The 20,627-nt window shown below is 52.6% G+C and carries 21 protein-coding genes; 4 read left to right on the top strand and 17 right to left on the bottom strand.

Annotated elements, in window-relative coordinates; genetic code table 11:
* Nucleotides 1-7: 7 nt before the first annotated feature.
* Nucleotides 8-289 carry a PTS sugar transporter subunit IIB gene (locus RAHAQ2_RS06365; protein WP_013574575.1) on the bottom strand — a complete coding sequence of 94 codons (282 nt, stop codon included), beginning with the start codon at nucleotides 287-289 and terminating at the stop codon, nucleotides 8-10.
* Between the two features lie 137 nt (nucleotides 290-426).
* The gene (locus tag RAHAQ2_RS06360) at nucleotides 427-870 is read right to left on the bottom strand and encodes a PTS sugar transporter subunit IIA (protein ID WP_015696446.1); all 444 of its coding nucleotides are present in this window, start codon (nucleotides 868-870) and stop codon (nucleotides 427-429) included.
* A 353-nt stretch (nucleotides 871-1,223) separates the two neighbouring features.
* Here RAHAQ2_RS06360 and RAHAQ2_RS06355 point away from each other — a divergent pair, with 353 nt between their 5' ends.
* Nucleotides 1,224-2,240 carry a LacI family DNA-binding transcriptional regulator gene (locus RAHAQ2_RS06355; RefSeq protein WP_015696445.1) on the top strand — a complete coding sequence of 339 codons (1,017 nt, stop codon included), beginning with the start codon at nucleotides 1,224-1,226 and terminating at the stop codon, nucleotides 2,238-2,240.
* Between the two features lie 38 nt (nucleotides 2,241-2,278).
* Here the strand turns inward: RAHAQ2_RS06355 and yfcD are convergent, their stop codons facing one another.
* On the bottom strand, nucleotides 2,279-2,911 hold the full coding sequence (gene yfcD / locus RAHAQ2_RS06350) for an NUDIX hydrolase YfcD (RefSeq protein WP_015696444.1): 633 nt from the start codon (nucleotides 2,909-2,911) through the stop codon (nucleotides 2,279-2,281).
* 317 nt (nucleotides 2,912-3,228) lie between these two features.
* On the opposite strand from yfcD, the gene yfcG reads away from it, so the two are divergent.
* Entirely contained in the window at nucleotides 3,229-3,858 is a 630-nt protein-coding gene (gene yfcG / locus RAHAQ2_RS06345; protein ID WP_015696443.1) for a GSH-dependent disulfide bond oxidoreductase, read from the top strand.
* 142 nt (nucleotides 3,859-4,000) lie between these two features.
* Nucleotides 4,001-4,897: a TIGR01777 family oxidoreductase gene (locus RAHAQ2_RS06340; RefSeq protein ID WP_015696442.1), complete on the top strand. Its 897-nt coding sequence runs from the start codon at nucleotides 4,001-4,003 to the stop codon at nucleotides 4,895-4,897.
* Between the two features lie 111 nt (nucleotides 4,898-5,008).
* Here the strand turns inward: RAHAQ2_RS06340 and RAHAQ2_RS06335 are convergent, their stop codons facing one another.
* The gene (locus tag RAHAQ2_RS06335) at nucleotides 5,009-6,604 is read right to left on the bottom strand and encodes an ABC transporter substrate-binding protein (RefSeq protein WP_015696441.1); all 1,596 of its coding nucleotides are present in this window, start codon (nucleotides 6,602-6,604) and stop codon (nucleotides 5,009-5,011) included.
* 159 nt (nucleotides 6,605-6,763) lie between these two features.
* Here RAHAQ2_RS06335 and pepT point away from each other — a divergent pair, with 159 nt between their 5' ends.
* Complete coding sequence (gene pepT / locus RAHAQ2_RS06330; protein WP_015696440.1) at nucleotides 6,764-7,996, top strand: peptidase T; 1,233 nt, start codon at nucleotides 6,764-6,766, stop codon at nucleotides 7,994-7,996.
* Between the two features lie 69 nt (nucleotides 7,997-8,065).
* Here the strand turns inward: pepT and hisP are convergent, their stop codons facing one another.
* From hisP to RAHAQ2_RS06265, 13 genes are all read right to left on the bottom strand, one after another.
* The gene (gene hisP / locus RAHAQ2_RS06325; protein ID WP_015696439.1) at nucleotides 8,066-8,839 is read right to left on the bottom strand and encodes a histidine ABC transporter ATP-binding protein HisP; all 774 of its coding nucleotides are present in this window, start codon (nucleotides 8,837-8,839) and stop codon (nucleotides 8,066-8,068) included.
* Nucleotides 8,840-8,866: 27 nt separating this feature from the next.
* A complete protein-coding gene (locus tag RAHAQ2_RS06320; RefSeq protein ID WP_015696438.1) occupies nucleotides 8,867-9,580 on the bottom strand; it encodes an ABC transporter permease in 714 nt (237 codons plus the stop codon).
* Complete coding sequence (locus RAHAQ2_RS06315; protein WP_015696437.1) at nucleotides 9,577-10,263, bottom strand: histidine ABC transporter permease HisQ; 687 nt, start codon at nucleotides 10,261-10,263, stop codon at nucleotides 9,577-9,579. Before RAHAQ2_RS06315 ends, RAHAQ2_RS06320 begins: the two co-directional genes overlap by 4 nt.
* Nucleotides 10,264-10,370: 107 nt before the next feature.
* Complete coding sequence (argT, locus tag RAHAQ2_RS06310) at nucleotides 10,371-11,153, bottom strand: lysine/arginine/ornithine ABC transporter substrate-binding protein ArgT (RefSeq protein ID WP_015696436.1); 783 nt, start codon at nucleotides 11,151-11,153, stop codon at nucleotides 10,371-10,373.
* A gap of 322 nt (nucleotides 11,154-11,475) precedes the next feature.
* Entirely contained in the window at nucleotides 11,476-12,048 is a 573-nt protein-coding gene (locus RAHAQ2_RS06305) for a UbiX family flavin prenyltransferase (RefSeq protein ID WP_015696435.1), read from the bottom strand.
* 130 nt (nucleotides 12,049-12,178) lie between these two features.
* Complete coding sequence (gene purF, locus RAHAQ2_RS06300; protein ID WP_015696434.1) at nucleotides 12,179-13,696, bottom strand: amidophosphoribosyltransferase; 1,518 nt, start codon at nucleotides 13,694-13,696, stop codon at nucleotides 12,179-12,181.
* A 30-nt stretch (nucleotides 13,697-13,726) separates the two neighbouring features.
* On the bottom strand, nucleotides 13,727-14,218 hold the full coding sequence (gene cvpA / locus RAHAQ2_RS06295) for a colicin V production protein (RefSeq protein WP_013574561.1): 492 nt from the start codon (nucleotides 14,216-14,218) through the stop codon (nucleotides 13,727-13,729).
* Nucleotides 14,219-14,566: 348 nt separating this feature from the next.
* Nucleotides 14,567-15,355, bottom strand: coding sequence for a cell division protein DedD (gene dedD, locus RAHAQ2_RS06290; RefSeq protein WP_015696433.1), 789 nt, complete (start codon nucleotides 15,353-15,355; stop codon nucleotides 14,567-14,569).
* A complete protein-coding gene (gene folC / locus RAHAQ2_RS06285; RefSeq protein WP_015696432.1) occupies nucleotides 15,345-16,631 on the bottom strand; it encodes a bifunctional tetrahydrofolate synthase/dihydrofolate synthase in 1,287 nt (428 codons plus the stop codon). Before folC ends, dedD begins: the two co-directional genes overlap by 11 nt.
* 188 nt (nucleotides 16,632-16,819) lie before the next feature.
* Nucleotides 16,820-17,734 (bottom strand): acetyl-CoA carboxylase, carboxyltransferase subunit beta, encoded by a 915-nt coding sequence (gene accD, locus RAHAQ2_RS06280; RefSeq protein WP_015696431.1) that lies wholly within the window; start codon nucleotides 17,732-17,734, stop codon nucleotides 16,820-16,822.
* Between the two features lie 262 nt (nucleotides 17,735-17,996).
* Nucleotides 17,997-18,665, bottom strand: coding sequence for a DedA family protein (locus tag RAHAQ2_RS06275; protein ID WP_015696430.1), 669 nt, complete (start codon nucleotides 18,663-18,665; stop codon nucleotides 17,997-17,999).
* Nucleotides 18,666-18,740: 75 nt separating this feature from the next.
* The gene (gene truA, locus RAHAQ2_RS06270) at nucleotides 18,741-19,571 is read right to left on the bottom strand and encodes a tRNA pseudouridine(38-40) synthase TruA (protein ID WP_015696429.1); all 831 of its coding nucleotides are present in this window, start codon (nucleotides 19,569-19,571) and stop codon (nucleotides 18,741-18,743) included.
* Between the two features lie 2 nt (nucleotides 19,572-19,573).
* Nucleotides 19,574-20,584 carry an aspartate-semialdehyde dehydrogenase gene (locus RAHAQ2_RS06265; protein WP_015696428.1) on the bottom strand — a complete coding sequence of 337 codons (1,011 nt, stop codon included), beginning with the start codon at nucleotides 20,582-20,584 and terminating at the stop codon, nucleotides 19,574-19,576.
* Nucleotides 20,585-20,627 lie beyond the last annotated feature (43 nt).

Genomic DNA, 20,627 nt, shown 5'->3' with positions numbered 1-20,627 from the left:
GCGCCGGTCAGGACACTGGATGCTTTTCAAAGTGAGCAATCAGTTTTGTTTCAAGTTCATTAATATCAATAATGTTGGTAATCACCACCAACTGGTTTTCAGGAATGCTGGCGCTGGCAGCGATGTCCTTTGCCATCACGAACAGGTCGGCTTCGCCCGGAATGGCTGAAGACAAATCGGAGTGCTGAACATCAGCCTGAATATTGAGTTTCTTCAGAACTTTCTTGATGTTCATTTCAACCATAAAACTGCTGCCTAAACCGGAACCACAAATCGCCATGATTTTCATATTATTCACCTGTTCTTTATCTGTTTTTAAACGTTTAACACGCGTAGAATCGCACGCCAGTTGCATATATTAATGCATCTGAATGGTCAGCATTCCCTTAGATTTAAATCGCATTCCTTTTACAACATTAAGTCAAATTAATAGCGGGATATTACGTCCTGAATTTCGCCGATGGTTTTTGCCTGGTGTATTTTCTGCATATCTTCTTCACAGGAAAATAATTCCGCCAGTTCAGAAATCAGTTCTATATGGCTGTGTTTGTCCGCTGCCGACAACATCACCACGATATAGACCGGGTCGTTATCTTCTGAATTAAACACAACGCCGTGCGGCAGCGTCAGCAACGAGAGTCCCAATCCGTTCGCCCCTTCTTCTGGTCTGGCGTGTGGCATCGCAATGCCCGGCGCCAGAACAAAATACGGCCCCAGTTTTTCCCGTTGAGCAAAAATTGCCGTCAGGTAATCCGGGGTAATGGTTCCTTCTTTAAGCAGCGGTTGTGCACTGACTTCCACTGCCTGGCGCCAGTCCGTGATATCCGTTCTGATCTGAATTCGTTCAGATGTCAGCCAATCATTCAGCATAGTGATGCTCCGTTATATTTTTTAAGATGGCCGGTCAAATTTCCCCCAGACCGCACCAACAATCCAGACTCTACTTCAGCGGTAGCGTTAACATCTGTGACACATATCTCAAAGATAGCGCTACCAAACTTCTATCATTGAGATCTGTGATAGCGCTATCAAAAATAATCGCGCTGAGTTATCACCCGTCTGTGGATCGCATAAATAACGGTATACTTTGTCAGGAAATTGCCGATAATTTACCGAATTCTGCCGTGGTTCCCGTTTTGCCGGTCCTGCTGCGGCCCGCTTTTTTCGCTATACCTGCGGGTATACATTGTGCGCAAGATGCGCAGTTAAGGTCAGGATCGTGAATGTCCATTAACAAGAAAAGACGCAGTACCGGAAGAGTGACGCTGGCCGATGTCGCGCAGCTGGCAGGCGTGGGTAGCATGACTGTTTCCCGTGCGCTGCGCACACCCGAACAGGTCTCCGACAAGCTGCGGGAAAAGATCGAAGAAGCCGTCAGTCAGCTGGGATACCTGCCCAATCAGGCCGCCAGCTCACTGGCCTCAGCCTCCTCAAATACGATCGCGATGATTGTGCCGAGCCTGTCCGAAGCGGGCTGCGCCGAGATGTTTGCCGGGCTACAGAAAGTGCTGCAACCGGCGGGTTATCAGATCATGCTGGCGGAATCCCAGCATCGTATTGAGCGGGAAGAAAAACTGCTGGAAACGTTGCTTTCCTACAATCTGGCGGCAGCGATTTTGCTGTCGGTCGAACATTCCGCCAACGTCCGGCAATGGCTGGATAACCTGACGATTCCGGTACTGGAAATCGGTGCGCTGACCGATTCGCCGATCGACATGAATATCGGTATTGATTACGTGGAAGCGATGTTTCAACTGACGCAGACCGTGGTGGCAAAGGGATATCAGAATATCGGCATGCTATGCGCCAACCAGGAACAATGGATTTTCCAGCAGCATCTTCAGGGCTGGCGTAAGGCCATGTTGAAAGCGCACATGTCCCCGCATCGGGTGATAAATGCCGCCGAGCCCGCCAGCTTTTCCACCGGCGCTCAGCAACTGCCGGAGTTTCTGCTCGCCTGGCCGGAAATTGACGCGCTGGTATGTGTTTCTGACGATCTCGCCTGTGGTGCACTGTATGAATGCCAGCGCAGACGCATCAAAGTGCCAGACGATCTTGCCGTGGTCGGCTTTGGTAATGCCGATGTCAGTAAAGTATGCCAGCCGCCGCTGACGACCATTGCCGTTCCGCATAAAGAAATCGGCGTGCGCGCGGCCCAGGCGTTACTGGCAAGAATTAATGACGAAGAATGGGAAGAAGTGACGATCGCGTCGTCATTGTGCAAGCGGGAAAGTTGCTAAAAAGAGAACGGGCGATAGGAGATCGCCCGTGATGTGTCTCAGATATCGCCTTTCGGTGACGATGCTTCTTCATCGTTTTCTTTATCGTCAGAAACAGACACCTCAGCGACAGGAGCCGCAGCTTCACGGGTCAGAGGCTTACCGTGTTCTTTCTCATTGTTTCGCGTCATCCACAGAGAAAGTGCTTTCAGGGAGTCCGGCGTAAATTCATCACAACGGGCAGTGATTTCTTCGGGTGTCATCCAGCGGACGGCATCAATTTCTTCTTCCTGCAGGGCAAACGGGCCATGGGATACACAGCTGAACAGTGCGCCCCATACGCGGCATTTGTTCTCTTCTTCAAAGTAGAACTGACCGTGCTCCGCAAACGGCACACCGGCAATGCCCAGCTCTTCCTCGGCCTCACGGCGGGCTGAATCCAGAATATTTTCACCGCTTTGCACCACACCACCGGCCGTTGCATCAAGCCAGCCCGGATAGAAGTCTTTGGTTTCAGTCCGACGCTGAACCAAAATATTCCCCATTCCATCATGAACCACAATATAGCTGGCACGGTGACGCAGGACCTGAGCACGCATTTGTTGTCGGCTGGCCTGGGCAATGACCTCGTTGTCTTCGTTGACGATATCAACCCATTCATCCGTACTGATGTTTTGCTCTTGTTCTGACATCCGCTGGAACCTTCTCTTTTAAGCGCTGGTCTGTGCGCAATAAGTCTGTGCGCTGTGATTTTGCAACACGTCGATAATGTCCTGAGATTCTATCTGGGTCTGCCGGGTCGCTTCAATAGCTATGGATGCGTTGATGCAACCTAAAAGCTATGTCACCCCGCAAAATTCGCCATCAGACAAGTCCGACATAGACTTCTAAACATCTGCATTATGATACCCTATTAAACCGGATAAGAAGCTTGTGATTACCCGTTCCACATTGGCACATCCCGCCCCCGCCCGTCGCGGAGAGTGATTAAAATAACGCAGGAGGCAATATGATCGATCTTTATTACGCACCAACACCGAATGGCCATAAAATTTCTCTTTTTCTTGAAGAGAGTGGCCTGCAATACCGGCTCCACCGCATTGATATCAGCGCAGGGGAGCAGTTCAAACCTGAATTCCTCGCCATTTCGCCAAACAACAAAATCCCGGCCATTGTCGACAGCCAGCCCGTTGACGGCGGTGCACCGGTAAGTATTTTTGAGTCTGGCGCAATTTTGCAATATCTGGCAGAAAAAACCGGAAAATTTCTCAGTAAAGAGTTGCGCGAGCGCACTGTGACGCTGGAATGGCTGACCTGGCAGGTGGCTGGCTTTGGCCCGATGTTGGGTCAGAATCACCACTTTACGCATTACGCGCCGCAGCCGGTGCCTTATGCCATTGAGCGCTATTTACAGGAAACTCAGCGTCTGTATGGCGTGCTGAACCGCCAGTTAGAGAAAAATGCCTATATCGCCGGAGAAAATTACAGTATCGCCGACATGGCCACTTATCCGTGGGTGGCGGCTCATGAACGTCAGCGGATTGATCTGGCAGAATACCCTGCCGTGCGCAACTGGTTCGAACGGGTTAAAAGCCGCCCGGCAACACAGAAAGCCTACGCACTGGCGCAGGTTGAGTAATCCCCTTCAGCCTGCCGGCGGTGTTCTGAATGTCTCAGAATAAAAAACACTTAATTGTGCTCCATATCGCGAGTTAATAACGATGACTCATCTATGATTAAAGACAGTTCATCCGCGTATTCAGACAGTTAAGGATCCCGATATGAAGATCTTGATTACCGGCGCCACCGGCCTCATCGGAAGAAAATTGACCGAAAGGCTTCTTGAGCAATCTCATCAGATCACCGCCCTGAGCCGTGCACCTGAACGCGCGGCTAAGTTACTCGGTCCCCAGGTTGTGGTCTGGGAAACGCTGGAAGGAAAAACCTCGCTCGACGGTTTCGATGCCGTGATTAATCTCGCCGGTGAACCGATTGCCGACAAACGCTGGACGAAAGACTACAAAGCGTTGCTGTGTGAAAGTCGCTGGAAGCTGACAGAAAAGCTGGCAACGCTGATTAACGCCAGTGAAAAGCCGCCTTCCGTGTTTATCTCCGGTTCGGCGGTGGGATATTACGGCGATCAGGGCCAGGCGCTGGTGCCTGAAGACGAGCCGCCTAACAAGCAATTTACCTGGCAGCTTTGCGCCCGCTGGGAAGCGCTGGCGATGACAGCCGAAAGCCCGGCGACGCGTGTTTGTTTGCTGCGCACAGGCATCGTGCTGGCTGAAAAAGGGGGTGCGCTGGCAAAAATAGTTCTGCCCTACCGCGCCGGCCTCGGCGGCCCGCTCGGCGATGGTCAGCAATACATGCCGTGGATCCACATCAACGACATGATTGACGGAATTTTGTTCCTGCTCGCCCACGAAACACTCTCCGGCCCGTTCAATATGGTGTCGCCATATCCGGCGCGCAACGAGCAATTCAGCGCCCTGCTCGGCGAAGTATTACACCGCCCGGCGTTTATGCGGGCACCCGCACCTGTTATAAGATTACTGATGGGTGAATCAGCCGTGTTGGTCCTCGGCGGACAGCGCGCCGTCCCGCGCAGGCTCGAAGCCGCAGGGTTTATTTTTAAGCATCAGGAGCTGAAGGAAGCGCTGGAGGATTTGCTGGGGTGACGGGGCTTAAAGGGCTAACACCATTACTAATGCACACTTCAACTTATTGATTTTCCTTTAATACCCCACCCCAACCCTCCCCTTCGCAGGGGAGGGAGCAGATCCGCGCTTTTACTCCTTCACATCCACCTGATAAAACACATGTTTCCCAAACGGATCTACTTCATATCCCGTCACTTCTTTGCGAACCGGTTCGAAAATCGTCGAGTGGGCAATCATTACGGCCGGAGCCTGATCGTGCATCATCTGCTGGGCCTGCTCGTAAAGCGCGACACGTTTGGCATGATCGGTGGTTTCTTTGGCTTCGGTGATCAACTGGTCAAACGGCGCGTAACACCATTTCGCTGAGTTTGAACCGCCCTTCGCGGCGTTACAGGTAAACAGCGGACCGAAGAAGTTATCCGGGTCACCGTTTGCCGTTGTCCAGCCCATTAATGCTGCCATGTGCTCGCCGTTACGGATACGGGTCTGGTATTCGCCCCATTCATAACTGACGATATGCGCTTTCACGCCGATTTTCGCCCAGTCCGACTGGATCATCTCTGCCATACGGCGGGCGTTCGGGTTATACGGACGCTGCACCGGCATCGCCCATAAATCAATATCAAAACCGTTTGGCATACCGGCTTCGGCCAGAAGCGCTTTGGCTTTCTCCGGTGAATAATCGTAATCCACCAGTTTGTCGTTGTAACTCCAGACGCCGGTCGGCAGCAACGTTTTCGCGACGGTTCCCGTACCGTGGAATACCGCTTCTATGATTTGCGGCTTATTGATCGCCATGGTCAGCGCCTGACGCACTTTCACATTATCCAGCGGGGGTTTCTGCGTGTTGAAAGACAGAAAACCGGTGTTCAGGCCCGCCTTGCTCATCAGGTTGATGTCTTTATTGGCGCGCATACGATCCAGATCAGCCGGGTTCGGGAACGGCATCACCTGACATTCGTTCTTCTCAAGTTTGGCGAGACGCATCGAAGCATCCGGCGTGATGGTGTACACCAGACGATCAATTTTGGATTTACCCTGCCAGTAGTCCGGGAAAGCTTTGTACAGCAGACGCGTGTCTTTCTGGTATTGCACCAGTTCAAACGGACCGGTACCAATCGGATCCTGATCGACTTTTTCCGGCGTGCCGGCTTTGAGCATCTGATCGGCATATTCCGCCGAGAGGATGGAAGCAAAATACCACGCCAGATCGGCCACGAACGGCGCTTCAGGGCGCGTCAGGTTGAAGCGCACGGTGTAATCATCCACCTTATCAATACTGCCGATCAGGTCACCCATTTTCAGGCTATCGAAGTTAAGGTAAGTACCGCCGGAAATTTTATGATAAGGATTATTCTCGTCTTTCTGGCGCATGAACGAGAAGATCACGTCGTCAGCGTTGAAATCACGGGTCGGTTTGAACAACTTATTACTCTGGAATTTCACGCCTTTTCGCAGGTGGAAGGTATAAGTTTTACCGTCCGCGCTGACATCCCAGCTTTCCGCCAGGCTTGGCACCAGTTCGGTAGTACCGATTTTGAAATCCACCAGACGGTTATAAATTGGCGCGGCGCTGGCATCCACGGAGGTGCCCGACGTATAAAGCTGCGGGTTGAATTGCTCAGGCGAACCTTCGGAACAGTAAACCAGCGTTTTAGCACAAACGCCGCCAGTGAGAGTTAACGCCAGTAAGCCTGTGCTTATTTTTAAGATGTTGTGTTTCATTCTTTTCCCTATTTTCCCTGTCCGGAGAGTGTTTAGATCTTCTTCATCGTGGAACCTAAAGCAAAAACAGATTAACATCTGGATAACACGTAGTAATACTTTGTTATATATGAAAATCTTATAACAGGGAACAATATTTGCGCACATTCAGAGGTCAAGATGTCGACAACAATCGCAAAACAGCTTACCGAACGTTTCTACCGCTATCTCAGCGTAACATCACAGAGTGATGCCAGCGCGACCACCCTGCCAAGCACGCCAGGCCAGCATGATATGGCGCGGCTATTGGCTGAGGAACTGCATCAGCTGGGCCTGGAAAATATTCAGATCGACGAACATGCGACCGTGACGGCCGTAAAATCCGGTACCAAAAAAGGCGGCCCGCGCATCGGTTTCATCACGCATATAGATACGGTGGATGTCGGCCTGCGTCCGGATATTCATCCCCAGACGTTGCGTTTTACCGGTGAAGATGTGTGTCTGAACAAAGAACAGGATATCTGGCTGCGCCCTTCCGAACGCCCGGAAATCCTGCCGTATAAAGGTGAGGATATTATTTTCAGCGACGGCACCAGCGTGCTGGGCGCGGATAATAAAGCGGCGGTCACGGTAGTGATGACGCTGCTGGAAAACCTGACGGCTGAGCAGGAATACGGCGATATCGTGGTGGCGTTCGTGCCAGACGAAGAAATCGGCCTGCGCGGTGCCAAGGCGTTGGATCTCGCCCGCTTCGATGTGGACTTTGCTTATACCATCGACTGCTGTGAACTGGGCGAAGTGGTGTATGAAAACTTCAATGCGGCGGCAGCAGAAATTACCTTCACCGGTGTGACAGCGCATCCGATGTCGGCCAAAGGCGTACTGGTGAATCCGTTGCTGATGGCACAGGATTTCATCAGCCATTTTGACCGCGCTGAAACCCCTGAAAACACCGAAGGCCGGGAAGGTTATATCTGGTTCAACGGCATGAGCGCATCCCAGCAGGGAGCAGAGCTGAAAGCCTCAATCCGTGATTTTGACAACGACAGTTTTGCCGCCCGTAAGCAGAAAATTCAGGATGTCGCGAAAGAGATTGCCGCGCAGTATCCGAGCGCAAAAGTCTCGGTTGAGATCAGCGACACCTACAGTAATATCAGCAGTGCCATCGGCGAGGATCGCCGGGCGATCGACCTGATCTTTGCGGGACTGAAAGAAATTGGCGTGGAGCCCAAAGTGATCCCGATGCGCGGCGGCACCGACGGAGCCGCATTGTCAGCCAAAGGTTTGCTGACGCCGAACTACTTCACCGGCGCGCACAATTTCCATTCGAAATTCGAATTCCTGCCGGTGAATTCGTTTGTGAAATCCTACGAACTGACCCTTCAGTTGTGCCTGCTGGCCGCGAAAGGTTGATTTGCTTCAGATAAAACCCACACCCCATCCCAGCCTTCCCCTCATGAGAGGGGAAGGCGCGTACAGATGTTACTTCAGCGCACCTGACAGGAACTGTTGCAGACGGGCGCTCTTCGGGTTGCCAAAGACTTCCGACGGATCGCCCTGTTCTTCAATCACGCCCTGATGCAGGAAAATGACATGGCTGGAAACATGACGGGCAAACTCCATTTCATGCGTTACCACCACCATGGTTTTCCCCTCTTCCGCCAGCTTTTGCATGATGCGCAGCACTTCGCCCACCAGTTCAGGGTCAAGGGCGGAGGTCGGTTCGTCAAACAGTAACACTTCCGGTTCCATCGCCAGCGCACGGGCAATAGACACGCGCTGTTGCTGGCCGCCGGATAAGTTCACCGGATATTTGCCTTGCGCACGGGCGTCGATACCCACTTTATCGAGGTATTTTACCGCGCGTTCCCGCGCTTCTGCCTTGCTCAGCCCCAGCACCTGTACCGGCGCTTCCATGACGTTTTCCAGCACCGTCATGTGGCTCCACAGGTTGAAGTGCTGGAACACCATCGTCAGTTTGGTCCGCAGCAGTTGCAGCTGTTTTTTATCAAACACTTTCAGTTGCCCGTCGGTGTCGCGCACCATCCGGATATCCTGATTATTGACGCTGATGGAGCCTTCACTTGGCTTCTCAAGGAAGTTAATGCAACGCAGGAAGGTACTTTTACCCGAACCTGATGAACCAATAATACTGATCACATCCCCCGCATTCGCCGACAACGAAACGCCTTTCAGCACCTCATGGTCGCCATAACGTTTGTGAAGATCGAGAACCGCTAATTTGTTTTCTGGCATAAAGTTATTCCGCAAAAATAATTCTTATTAATGAGTTTGAGGCTTTACATGCGCCAGCCAGCGTTTTTCCGCCATGCGGAACAGCCCAATCAATATAAAAGAGATGCAAAGATAGATAACCGCTGCAATCCCGAAAGCATAAAACGGCTGATAGGTGGCCGAGTTAATGTCGCGGGCGATTTTCAGCACGTCCGGAACCGTGGCGGTAAACGCCAGCGCGGTGGAGTGCAACATCAGAATGACTTCATTACTGTAAGCAGGCAGCGCCGTGCGTAATGCCGATGGCAAAATAATGCAGGTGTACAGTTTAAAGCGTGAGAAACCATAGGCATTGGCCGCCTCGATTTCGCCGTGCGGCACCGCGCGGATAGCACCGGCAAAAATCTCAGTGGTGTACGCACAAGTGTTGAGCGTCAGCGCCAGAATCGTACAGTTCAGCCCGCTGCGGAAAAAGGCATTGAGGAAGTCGGTGCCACGCACGATTTCCAGGCTGTACATCCCCGAATAAAACACCAGCAACTGGACATACAGCGGCGTTCCGCGGAAAACGTAGGTATACAGCCAGATCGGATAACGCAGGAATTTGTTGGCCGACACGCGCCCTACCGACATCGGTACGGCCAGTAATCCGCCAATCACAACGGAGCTGATCAGTAACCACAGGGTGATCGCCAGACCGGTGAAACGGTAGCCGTCACTGTAGAGCAAAGACATACCGTACTGTTGTAAAATTTCGATCATAGATCAGCCCTCTTCACACCCAGCGAATAACGGCGATCAAGCCATACCAGCACGCCGTTCGACAGCGTGGTGAAAATCAGATAAACCACACCCGCCACAATCGCAAAATAGAACGGCTGATACGTGCCTTTCCCGGCCAGTTGCGTGGCTTTGACCACATCATTGAGGCCCAGTAATGACACCAGCGCGGTGGCTTTGAGGATAACCTGCCAGTTATTGGCAATGCCCGGCAGCGCAAAACGCATCATGGCCGGGAATAAAATTCGACGGAAAATTTGTGAACCGCTGAACCCGAAAGCCGTGGCGGCTTCGATTTGTCCGCGCGGAACCGCCATAAACGCACCACGGAACGTTTCGGTGAAATAAGCCCCGTAGATAAAGCCCAGCGTGATAATACCGGCGCTCATCGGGTCGATATCAATTTGTGTCATACCCAGTGATTCTGTGACGCTGTTCAGTGCAATCTGCAACCCGTAAAAAATCAATAACATCAATACCAGATCAGGTACGCCGCGAATAAGCGTGGTGTAGCAACCAAAAAAACCAGACACGATCCGGTTCTTTGACAGTTTCCCGCCCGCGCCGATTAACCCTATCACCAGCGCCAGAATGACTGACGAAATCGCCAGCTCCAGTGTCACTAATGTGCCCTGGATAATTACCTGGGAATACCCATACAGCATGGTTTTTTCCTGTCTTTAGTGGATCCCTGCGCAGGCAAAACGACGGCCAGCGTCAGAACCGCAGGGAGCGGACACGCCGCCCCCTTTGGCACATCGCACGACGCGTATCAGCCGCCGTAAACATCAAAGTCGAAGTATTTTTTCGCCAGTTTGTCGTAAGTCCCGTCTTTACGCATGCTGTCAAATGCCTTGTTCAGCGCATCTTTCAGATCAGTATCCGTCTTACGCAGCCCCATGCCGGTGCCCACGCCGAAGAATTTATCGTCTTTAACGGACGGGCCCGCAAACGCATAATCTTTACCCGCAGCCTGTTTCAGGAAGCCTTCGCTGCCTGCCACTTCGTCCTGGAATGCCGCGTCAAGACGACCGGAAGCCAGATCGGCATAAATCAGATCCTGGTTTTGGTAAGCCACCACATTGATGCCTTTTGGTTGCCACATCGCGTTGGCATAAGCTTCCTGAGTGGAGCCCTGCAAAACGCCAACGTTTTTGCCTTTCAGCGCATCCAGAGTAGGCAGCACTTTTGATCCTTTAGGCGCGATCAGGCGGGCGTTCGCGGCGTAAAGTTTCTCTGTGAAATCAATTTCCTGCTGGCGTTTTTCAGTGATGGATAATGAGGAAATAATCGCATCAATTTTTTTCGCTTTCAGGGACGGGATCAGCGCATCGAAATCGCTTTCAACGTAGGTACATTTAATGGCTGCACGTTTGCACATCTCATTTGCCAGGTCGATATCAAAACCCACCAGCTTGCCGCTGGAGTCTTTTGATTCAAATGGGGCGTAAGTCGGATCAGTACCGATATTAATTGCTTTAGGCGCGGCAGCAAATGCACTGCCTGCACTGGCTAAGACCAGAACCAGCGGAAGAACCTTGAACAACTTTTTCATACATTAGCCTCAGTGATTATTCATCTGTTGTGGTTGTGTGTGCGTGAATGAACGTCTTTTTATAGTTTGCTGAACGATGCAAATGGCTTTTTGCCAGGTTTTCTCATGCACTTTTCGTGCCGTTTCTCTGCATCGCGATTTTCCGCAGCGGGAGAGTGAAAACCGGTCAAAAAAGCATCGGGATAATGAAAGTTTTCAAAGGTCTGAGGGAAGAATAGCTGAAGGGGGATTTAACACTGCACCTCAATGAATCAAATTGTGATCATTGTTGGTGCAATGTAACGGAAGTGCGCGAAATGGGTGCGTATTGGGACGTGAAAGTTTAGTGGCTGCCCTGCCATCGAACAAATAAGTCTTCCGGCAGTTCGATATCAAACTGATCAATCACCCGGTTTACCGTCTGATCAATAATATCTTCCACCGAGGCCGGGCGATGATAAAACGCCGGGACCGGCGGCATAATGATTGCGCCAAGCTCTGCGGCCTGCGTCATCAGACGCAGATGACCGAGATGCAGCGGCGTTTCGCGCACACACAACACCAGACGGCGATGTTCTTTCAGCACCACGTCCGCCGCACGGGTCAGCAGGCCGTCGGTGTAACTGTTCACGATGCCGGAGAGCGTTTTGATCGAGCAGGGTAAAATCACCATGCCGGCAGTTTTAAAAGAACCGGAAGAAATGCTGGCTGCGATATCGCGGGAATCATGTACCACATCCGCCAGCGCCTGAACGTCGCGCAGTGTGAGATCGGTTTCCAGTGTCAGCGTCTGGCGGGCCGCATTGCTCATCACCAGATGTGTTTCGATATCCGGTACGCTCTGCAATACCTGCAAGAGCCTGACACCATAGATTGCGCCGCTGGCGCCGGAAATACCGACGATAAGTTGTTTCATGAACACTGCCTTAGAAAAATGAACCCGGACCCGGTGGTGCCAATACTGACATAAATTCAGGCATAAAAAAACGCGCCCGCCCGGTGTTCACCGGAGGGGCGCGCCTGAGAGAATGCCAGCAACGGGCAGATTAGCCTTCGTTATGCATCTCGAGGTTTTCAGCTTCCTGCTGACCACGCAACGCCTGAGCGTCATCGTTGCGCAGGGCTTCGAGGTATTCCAGATAGTTCTGGTCAACGTCCTTGGTGACGTAAACACCGTCGAAGACTGAACATTCGAATTTCTCGATATCCATATTATCTTCTTTCACTGCCGCGATAAGGTCGCTCAGATCCTGGAAGATTAAGGCATCGGCACCAATCATCTGATTGATTTCGCTGACTTCACGGCCATGAGCAATCAGCTCGTTGGCGCTTGGCATATCGATACCGTAAACATTCGGGAAACGAATTTCCGGTGCCGCAGACGCCAGATAAACACGTCGCGCCCCGGCTTCACGCGCCATCTCAACAATCTGCTGAGAAGTCGTACCGCGTACGATGGAGTCATCCACCAGCAGCACGTTTTTATCACGGAATTCAGCGCGGTTAGCATTCAGTTTACGACGTACAGATTTACGACGTTCCTGCTGGCCCGGCATGATAAAGGTGCGACCCACATAGCGGTTTTTCACAAACCCCTGACGGTAAGGTTTATCCAGAATACGGGCAATTTCCAGCGCGATATCACAGGAGGTTTCCGGGATCGGGATCACCACGTCGATATCCAGGTCTTCCCATTCACGGGCAATTTTCGCGCCCAGCTTTTCACCCATACGGACACGGGCGCTGTAGACGGAAATTTTATCGATGAAGGAATCCGGACGCGCGAAATAGACGTATTCGAACAGGCACGGATTGTACTGCGGGTTCTCCGCGCACATGCGGGTGAACAGCTGACCTTTTTCGGTGATGTACACCGCTTCGCCCGGCGCAACGTCGCGCAGGAACTCAAAGCCCAGCGTATCAAGCGCCACACTCTCAGAAGCCACCATGTACTCGTTACGGCCATCTTCCAGCGTACGTTTACCGATGACCAGCGGACGGATACCGTGCGGGTCACGGAACGCCAGCATGCCGTGGCCGATAATCATCGCCACACACGCGTAAGCACCACGGATTTTCAGATTCACTGCGGCAACCGCAGCAAAAATGTTGTCAGCTTCCAGCGGGTAATGCTGGAAACGATCCAGTTCACTCGCCAGAATATTCAGCAGGATCTCAGAATCGGACGTGGTGTTCACATGACGACGCTGCCCTTCGAACAGGTTGCTGCGCAATTCGTGAGCATTGGTCAGGTTACCGTTATGGGCAAGGGTGATGCCGAACGGAGAGTTGACGTAAAAAGGTTGAGCTTCTGAAGCGCTGGAACTGCCAGCCGTTGGGTAGCGCACATGGCCGATACCCATGTTGCCCTGTAAGCGTTGCATATGGCGGGCTTCGAAAACATCCTTCACCAGGCCATTCGCTTTACGTAAACGGAAGTTATTATTCGCATCGATGGTGGTGATGCCTGCGGCATCCTGACCACGGTGTTGTAACACCGTTAACGCGTCATAAATCGACTGGTTTACCGGCATGAAACCGGCGATACCGACAATACCGCACATGTTGTCTTTTCCTCTTCAGCGCTGCCAAAACTAAATATGTTTTGGCAAGAAACTCGACGTGCTCTGCAGGTAGTCAAAGAACCACCTGATGATATAACTGAACTGTGGGATCAACTGGGATTGTTTCCAGTCTTCACTTTGTGAAAAACCGGTAAAAGTATCGAGGAAGAACAGCATCGCGGAGACGATTAACACCCCGCGCAGTGCGCCGAAGCACACACCTAACACCCTGTCAGTGCCGGACAACCCGGTTCTTTCAACCAGTGAGCCAATCACATAGTTGACAATTGCACCTACGATCAACGTCGCGATGAACAAGATGGCAATTGCGATCCCGTTTCGAACTAACTCATCTTCGAAACGTGTGAAGTAGATGGCGAGGTAAGGGTAATAATGGCTGGCAACAAAAAAGGCGCAAGCCCAGGTTACCAGCGATAAAGCCTCACGAACAAAGCCACGGATTAAACTGACTAAAGCAGAAAATCCGATAACCGCAATAATGACGTAATCAATCCAGACCATTAACTATTCCAGTGTCTAATCCAGTCACATCTGCCCCGGCATCCCGTTCGCGGCGAATTCTAACAGAAAAAGAAAACGTTTGCGTAGGGGAAATCAGCCGGTCAGACAAATTAATAATAGCGATTAAAAAAACCTCAATCGCAGCATAAACCTATAAAAATCCAGCCAGAGGATCTTATAGAAAAAGGGCACAAATCGCTTGTGCCCTCCGTGGTATTTTTTATGTATTTATCAACTCCCTCCCCTGCAAAAGGAGGGTTTGGGGTGGGGTATTAAGGGCAACTCTGAATCTAACGCTGCCTGCTAAACCCCCTCCCAGCCTCCCCCTTCGCAGGGGGAGGAGCAAAGTCAGTGCGCGCTGTATGCGCGAACCTGCCCACCTAATCCACTCAGCTGTTGCAGTTGCGGAAGTGACGCTTCAAGCTTCTGCTTCGAGGCATCCGGGCCGACGTACAGGCGCGTGATCTGCCCCTGAACCGGTGTGGCCGGAACGGTGTAAGCACGGAAACCAGACAACCGCAGATTTGCCACAATCTCATTGGCTTTGGCGGCATTTTTCAGTGCGCCAAGTTGCACCACATAAGACTGCCCTGCTGGCGCTTTTTCTTCCGGCGCAGCCTTCGGCTGTTCAACCGGTTTAGGTTGTTCGGCAACCGCCTTCGGTTGTTCGGCCGGTTTCGGCTGCTCCACAGGCTTCGGTTTCACCGTGGGCTTAGCTTCCACCATCGGTTTAGGTTCAATCGTTTTTGGCTTCTGAGGCGCAGGTTTGACCGGCGCGGTCTGTACCGGTTTTTTCTGTTCAGGCAGCGTGGTGGCCGGCGGAGCTTCTATTGTGGTGTTGCCGGGTGCCACATTGCCCTGATTCGCGGCATTGGTATTGTTGGCTGAACTCTCCATGTCCGGTTCGCCGTTCATGGCCTGATCAGCACCTTCCGGCGGCTGAGCAGGCAAAGATTGCGTGACCGGTGGCACCGAATCCTGTTCCTCAACATCACCCGGTTTTGGCACCAATGGAATAGACGCAAATTCGTCTTCGTAATGCTTTTTCTTGCCGTCGAGTAAACCGGGCAAAATGATGACGCCCAGCGCCACCAGAATGACCGTCCCGACCAGACGATTTTGAAACTTACTTGCCACTGGTTTTCCCCGTGTCTATAGCATCCATTACGTGAGCTACGGTATGGAACGAGCCGCAGACAATCACAATATCCTGAGGAGCCGCCTCCTGCATAGCCTGTTTCCAGGCAGACTCCACATCATCAAACTGGTGCGCCTGCGGCAGATGTGCCGTCAGTTCTTCAACACTGGCCCCGCGCGGGCCTTCCAGCGGCGCGCAATACCATTCATCCACCTGAGGCGACAGGCAAGCCAGCGTACCGGCAATATCTTTGTCTTTCAACATTCCGACGACGGCGCGTACTTTGCCGCCATTACGTGGCTGTTCCGCCAGGCGTCCGGCCAGATACGCCGCCGCATGCGGGTTGTGCGCGACATCCAGGATCAGACGAGGTGATTCACTCACCGTCTGGAAACGCCCCGGCAAGGCCGCGCGCTGTAAACCAGCGCGCAACGCGGCTTCAGGAATATCCAGGGTGGAATAATGCAGCGCGGCCAGCGCGGTCGCGGCGTTAGCCAGCGGGACATTTGGCAACGGTAAACCCTCCAGCCCGTTAACCTCATGGCCTTCTTCCAGCGCTGCCCAGCGCCACTGTCCGGCATCCGCAGAAAAATGCCAGTTGACATCACGGCGATGTAAATCAGCGTGTTTTTCCTGCGCAACGGCAGCAATAGATTGCGGCATCTCCGGCTCACCGACCACGGCCGGTTTACCGCTACGGAAAATACCGGCTTTTTCGCGGCCAATGCTTTCGCGGTCAGAACCCAGCCAGTCGGTATGATCGAGCGCAATGCTGGTAACGACAGCCACGCTGGCATCGACAATATTGGTCGCGTCCAGACGCCCGCCCAGCCCGACTTCAAGTATCACCACATCCAGCGTAGCCTGTTTAAACAGCTGCAACGCCGACAATGTACCGTATTCAAAATAGGTCAGCGAGATATCGCCACGGCCAGCTTCCAGCACCGCAAAAGATTCGCAATGCGCAGATTCCGCTAATTCTTCCCCCTGAATCCGGACACGTTCGGTGTAACGCACCAGATGCGGGGAGCTGTAAACGCCCACACGGTAACCCGCCGCCATCAGAATGGACTCCAGCGTCGCACAGGTGGTGCCTTTGCCGTTGGTTCCGGCTACGGTGAAAACCAGCGGCGCAGGCGTCAGTAAATCGAGTTTCGCGGCAACCGCTTTGACCCGATCAAGGCCAAGCTCAATAGCCTGAGAGTGGAGATGTTCGAGATAATAAAGCCACGTGGCCAAAGGCGACGTGGCTTGGGGAATAAGTTGATTTTGCATGAGTCCCGTTCAACCTTGTCAGGTCCACTTCGACACTACATCACCAGACTGTGACAGCAGGCAATGCCCTCTTTGTCAGATCATACCAACAGAGTAAAAGCACGGCTGTCTGTTTTGCAGAAAAACAGTGTGGGCGGCACAACATGCGATGGCCGCCCGAATAACTGACCGGCGTTTACCCTGTTCGATCAGGCATCCTGGTTGTCAGCGGCAGAACCGTTGACAGCCACATGGACGTCAGCCACTTTTGGCTCCGGTTGCCCGGTCAGTTTCGCCAGAACGCTGCCCAGTTTGGCTCGCATTTCAGGACGACGTACGATCATATCAATCGCACCTTTTTCGATCAGGAACTCACTGCGCTGGAAGCCCGGCGGCAGTTTTTCGCGAACGGTCTGCTCGATAACGCGTGGACCGGCGAAACCGATCAGCGCTTTCGGCTCAGCGACGTTAATATCGCCCAGCATCGCCAGACTGGCAGAAACACCGCCCATGGTCGGGTCAGTCAGAACAGAAATGTACGGCAAGCCGCGTTCCTGTAATTTCGCCAGTGCTGCACTGGTTTTCGCCATCTGCATCAGCGACATCAGCGCTTCCTGCATACGGGCGCCGCCACTGGCAGAGAAACACACCAGCGGGCAGTTATCTTCCAGTGCCTGCTCAACGGCTCGCACAAAACGCGCCCCCACAACGGACGCCATTGAACCGCCCATGAAGGCAAATTCAAACGATGCGACCACGATTGGCATGCCAAACAGCGTACCTTTCATGACGACCATCGCGTCTTTTTCGTTGGTTTCTTTTTGTGCTGCAACCAAGCGATCTTTGTATTTCTTGGAATCTTTAAACTTCAGAACATCTTTAGGCTCAAGCTCGCTGCCTAACTCAACCTCACTGCCCTCATCCATGAAAGTGGACAGACGCATACGCGCGGTAAGGCGCATATGGTGGTCGCACTTAGGGCACACCATGAGATTGCGCTCAAGCTCGGCGCGGTAAAGAACCTGCCCGCAGCTGTCACATTTAGTCCAGACGCCCTCAGGAATACTGGCCTTACGGGTTTGCGAGTCAGTGCTCTTACTAAGAATTCGTTCAATCCAGCTCATCGATAACCTTTCTGTTTGAACCCGGCCGAAGCCAGTCCGCTGTTCATGCTGTAACAAGTCCCCTGAAACCTACCCAAAATCACCTGTGTGCGGGGTGATAAAAAACCTCACACACCGCGCCACAGAAGGGTTGTTCGCAGGAACAGACCATAAATTGTCGCTCATTAAACCATAACGGCCAGACACTGTGGATAAAAAACTGGTCTTACCCTCAGGTTTAATGCCTTAAATTTTAAAGCGCTTGCGTAAAAAACGTCCGGGATTAATCCTGCTGACGCCTTTCTTTGGCCGCTGCGCGTTTGTGCCGCCAGATTTCGACCACACCCGGCAGGATGGAAACCACTATGATCGCCACGATCAGCAATTTCAGATTTTCCTGAACAATCGGCAGATCACCGAAAAGGTAGCCAGCATAGGTAAATAACAGTACCCAAACCAGTGCCCCAATCACGTTATACGCTGCAAAATGGCGGTAAGACATATGCCCCATACCGGCCACAAATGGCGCGAACGTGCGGACGATCGGCACGAAGCGCGCAAGAATAATCGTTTTGCCGCCATGTTTCTCGTAAAACTTATGCGTCTTGTCCAAATAACTGCGACGGAAAATCTTTGAATCAGGATTACTGAACAGACGTTCACCAAATACCCGTCCGATAGTGTAGTTCACTGCATCGCCGAGTATCGCCGCAATGGCCATCAGGAACGCCATCAGATGGACGTTCAGGTCGTTGCCCGGCAACGCCGCCAGCGCGCCTGCCACGAACAATAATGAGTCACCCGGCAGGAAAGGCGTCACCACAAGACCGGTTTCGCAGAACAAAATCAGGAATAAAATGCCGTAAACCCAGATGCCATACTGCGCAACCAGCTCCGCTAAATGCACATCAATATGCAAAATGAAATCAATGACAAAGTGAATAAAACCCATTTGATTTTCCACCTCTTTTCGGTTTAACAGCCCATTTAAACAGTCGCTTTACCCGTTCCTTAATCTTCAGGGAACTTAGTCTTCGAGAAACAGGGGTCCCATATTCACCTGCGGCAGCGCAAATTTCTCGGGGTAATCCACGGAAACCAGATACAACCCTTCCGGCTTACCGGTGGCAGCCGCAAGATTGCGATCTTTCGCGGCCAGCAGTTCTCCCATCCAGCCAACAGGCTGATTGCCCGCGCCAATTTCCACCAGACTGCCCACGATATTGCGCACCATGTGATGAACAAACGCATTAGCCTTGATATCGACCACGACATAACTGCCGTGACGGCTCACATTCACATGCATCACATAACGCCACGGCGTGCGCGACTGGCACTGTGATGCACGAAAAGAGGTGAAATCGTTCTCACCCAGCAACGCCTGACCGGCAAGCTGCATTTTTTCGACGTCGAGCGGCATATGAACATGGGTCACGCCGGCGTGCAAAATCGCTGAACGGTAACGGTTGTTATAAATAACATAGCGATACCGGCGGGCGGTGGCGCTGAAACGGGCGTGAAAATCGTCGCCCACATTCGCGCACCAGCGCACAGCAATATCTTTGGGTAAATGGGTATTCACCCCCATCGTCCACGCCGCATCTTTACGCAGCACCGGCGTGTCGAAATGCACCACCTGCCCCGTCGCGCTGACACCTGCATCAGTACGTCCGGCGCAAAACACCACAACCGGTGCATTGGCCACGCGGCTCAGTGCCTTTTCCAGACATTCCTGCACGCTGGCAACGCCCTGCTGACGCTGCCAGCCAAAATAGGCACTGCCGTCATATTCAATGCCTAACGCCACACGTCCGGCTACCGGTGTGGTGCTGACGTCAGCGATCACTTCGTCGGACATAATCAGTACCAGTACTCGTTAATCAGCTTCTCTGCGGTTTCCACCGCCATCAGTGCGCCGCCAAAACGGACGTTGTCAGCCACTGACCAGAATTGCAGTAACTCAGGAATGCCGTAGTCATTACGGATACAACCGATGCTCAGATTGGCGTTGCCGGAAGCATCGCTGACCTGCGTCGGGAAATCATCTTCATCACTCAGATTGATATCATCAATGCGTTCAAGTTCAGCACGCGCTTCTTCTGCTGACAGCGGACGCAAACCTTCCATATGGACCACCTGCGCGTGACCGTAAAACACCGGCGACTGCACGCAACTGACCGAAATCGGCAGGCCATCGTCCTGCAACACTTTGCGAACCTGATCCACCAGACGGCGTTCCTGACGCACACTGCCCTCTTCATCGCTGACCAGTGGTAAAAGGTTAAACGCCAGCTGTTTGCTGAATATGCCTTCTTCTGCCGGAATACCGTTCAGCAGACGGGCGCTTTGCCCGGCCAGATCGTCAACAGCGGCTTTGCCCAGCGCCGAAACGGACAGCAGCGACGTGACGTGCAGACGGGACAAACCGGCCTGTTCGGTCAGCGGTTTGATGGCGGTCAGCAACTGACTGGTCAGGCTGTCGGCCACCGCCACGATATTGCGGTTACGGTAATGAGACAGTGCGTCAGGATTCACGCCCGGCACCACCAGCGGAATGTCGTGTTCAGGCGAGAACAGGCCACTGCTGTCGATCACCAGACAGCCCTGATTTGCCGCTTCTTCGGCATATAAGGCAGAGGCTTCAGCACCTGCAACAAAAAACGCCAGCTGAACCTGCGACCAGTCGAACTCAGATGCCTGTTGTACGCGCAGACTTTTGCCGTTAAAACGCACGGTCTTACCGGCGCTGCGTTCACTTGCCAGCGGGAAGAGCTCACCAACCGGGAACTGACGATCAGCCAATAATTCCAGTAACGCATCACCGACTGCGCCCGTTGCACCAAGCAGCGCAATATTCCAGCCATCAGACATGTTGGTATTCTCCAGAAATAAAAGTACAAAATACAAGGGGCGA

Source organism: Rahnella aquatilis CIP 78.65 = ATCC 33071, from assembly GCF_000241955.1.
GTDB classification, from domain to species: domain Bacteria; phylum Pseudomonadota; class Gammaproteobacteria; order Enterobacterales; family Enterobacteriaceae; genus Rahnella; species Rahnella aquatilis.
The sequence above is the reverse complement of the archived record's forward strand: the minus strand, read 5'-3'. Positions and strand labels throughout refer to the sequence as shown.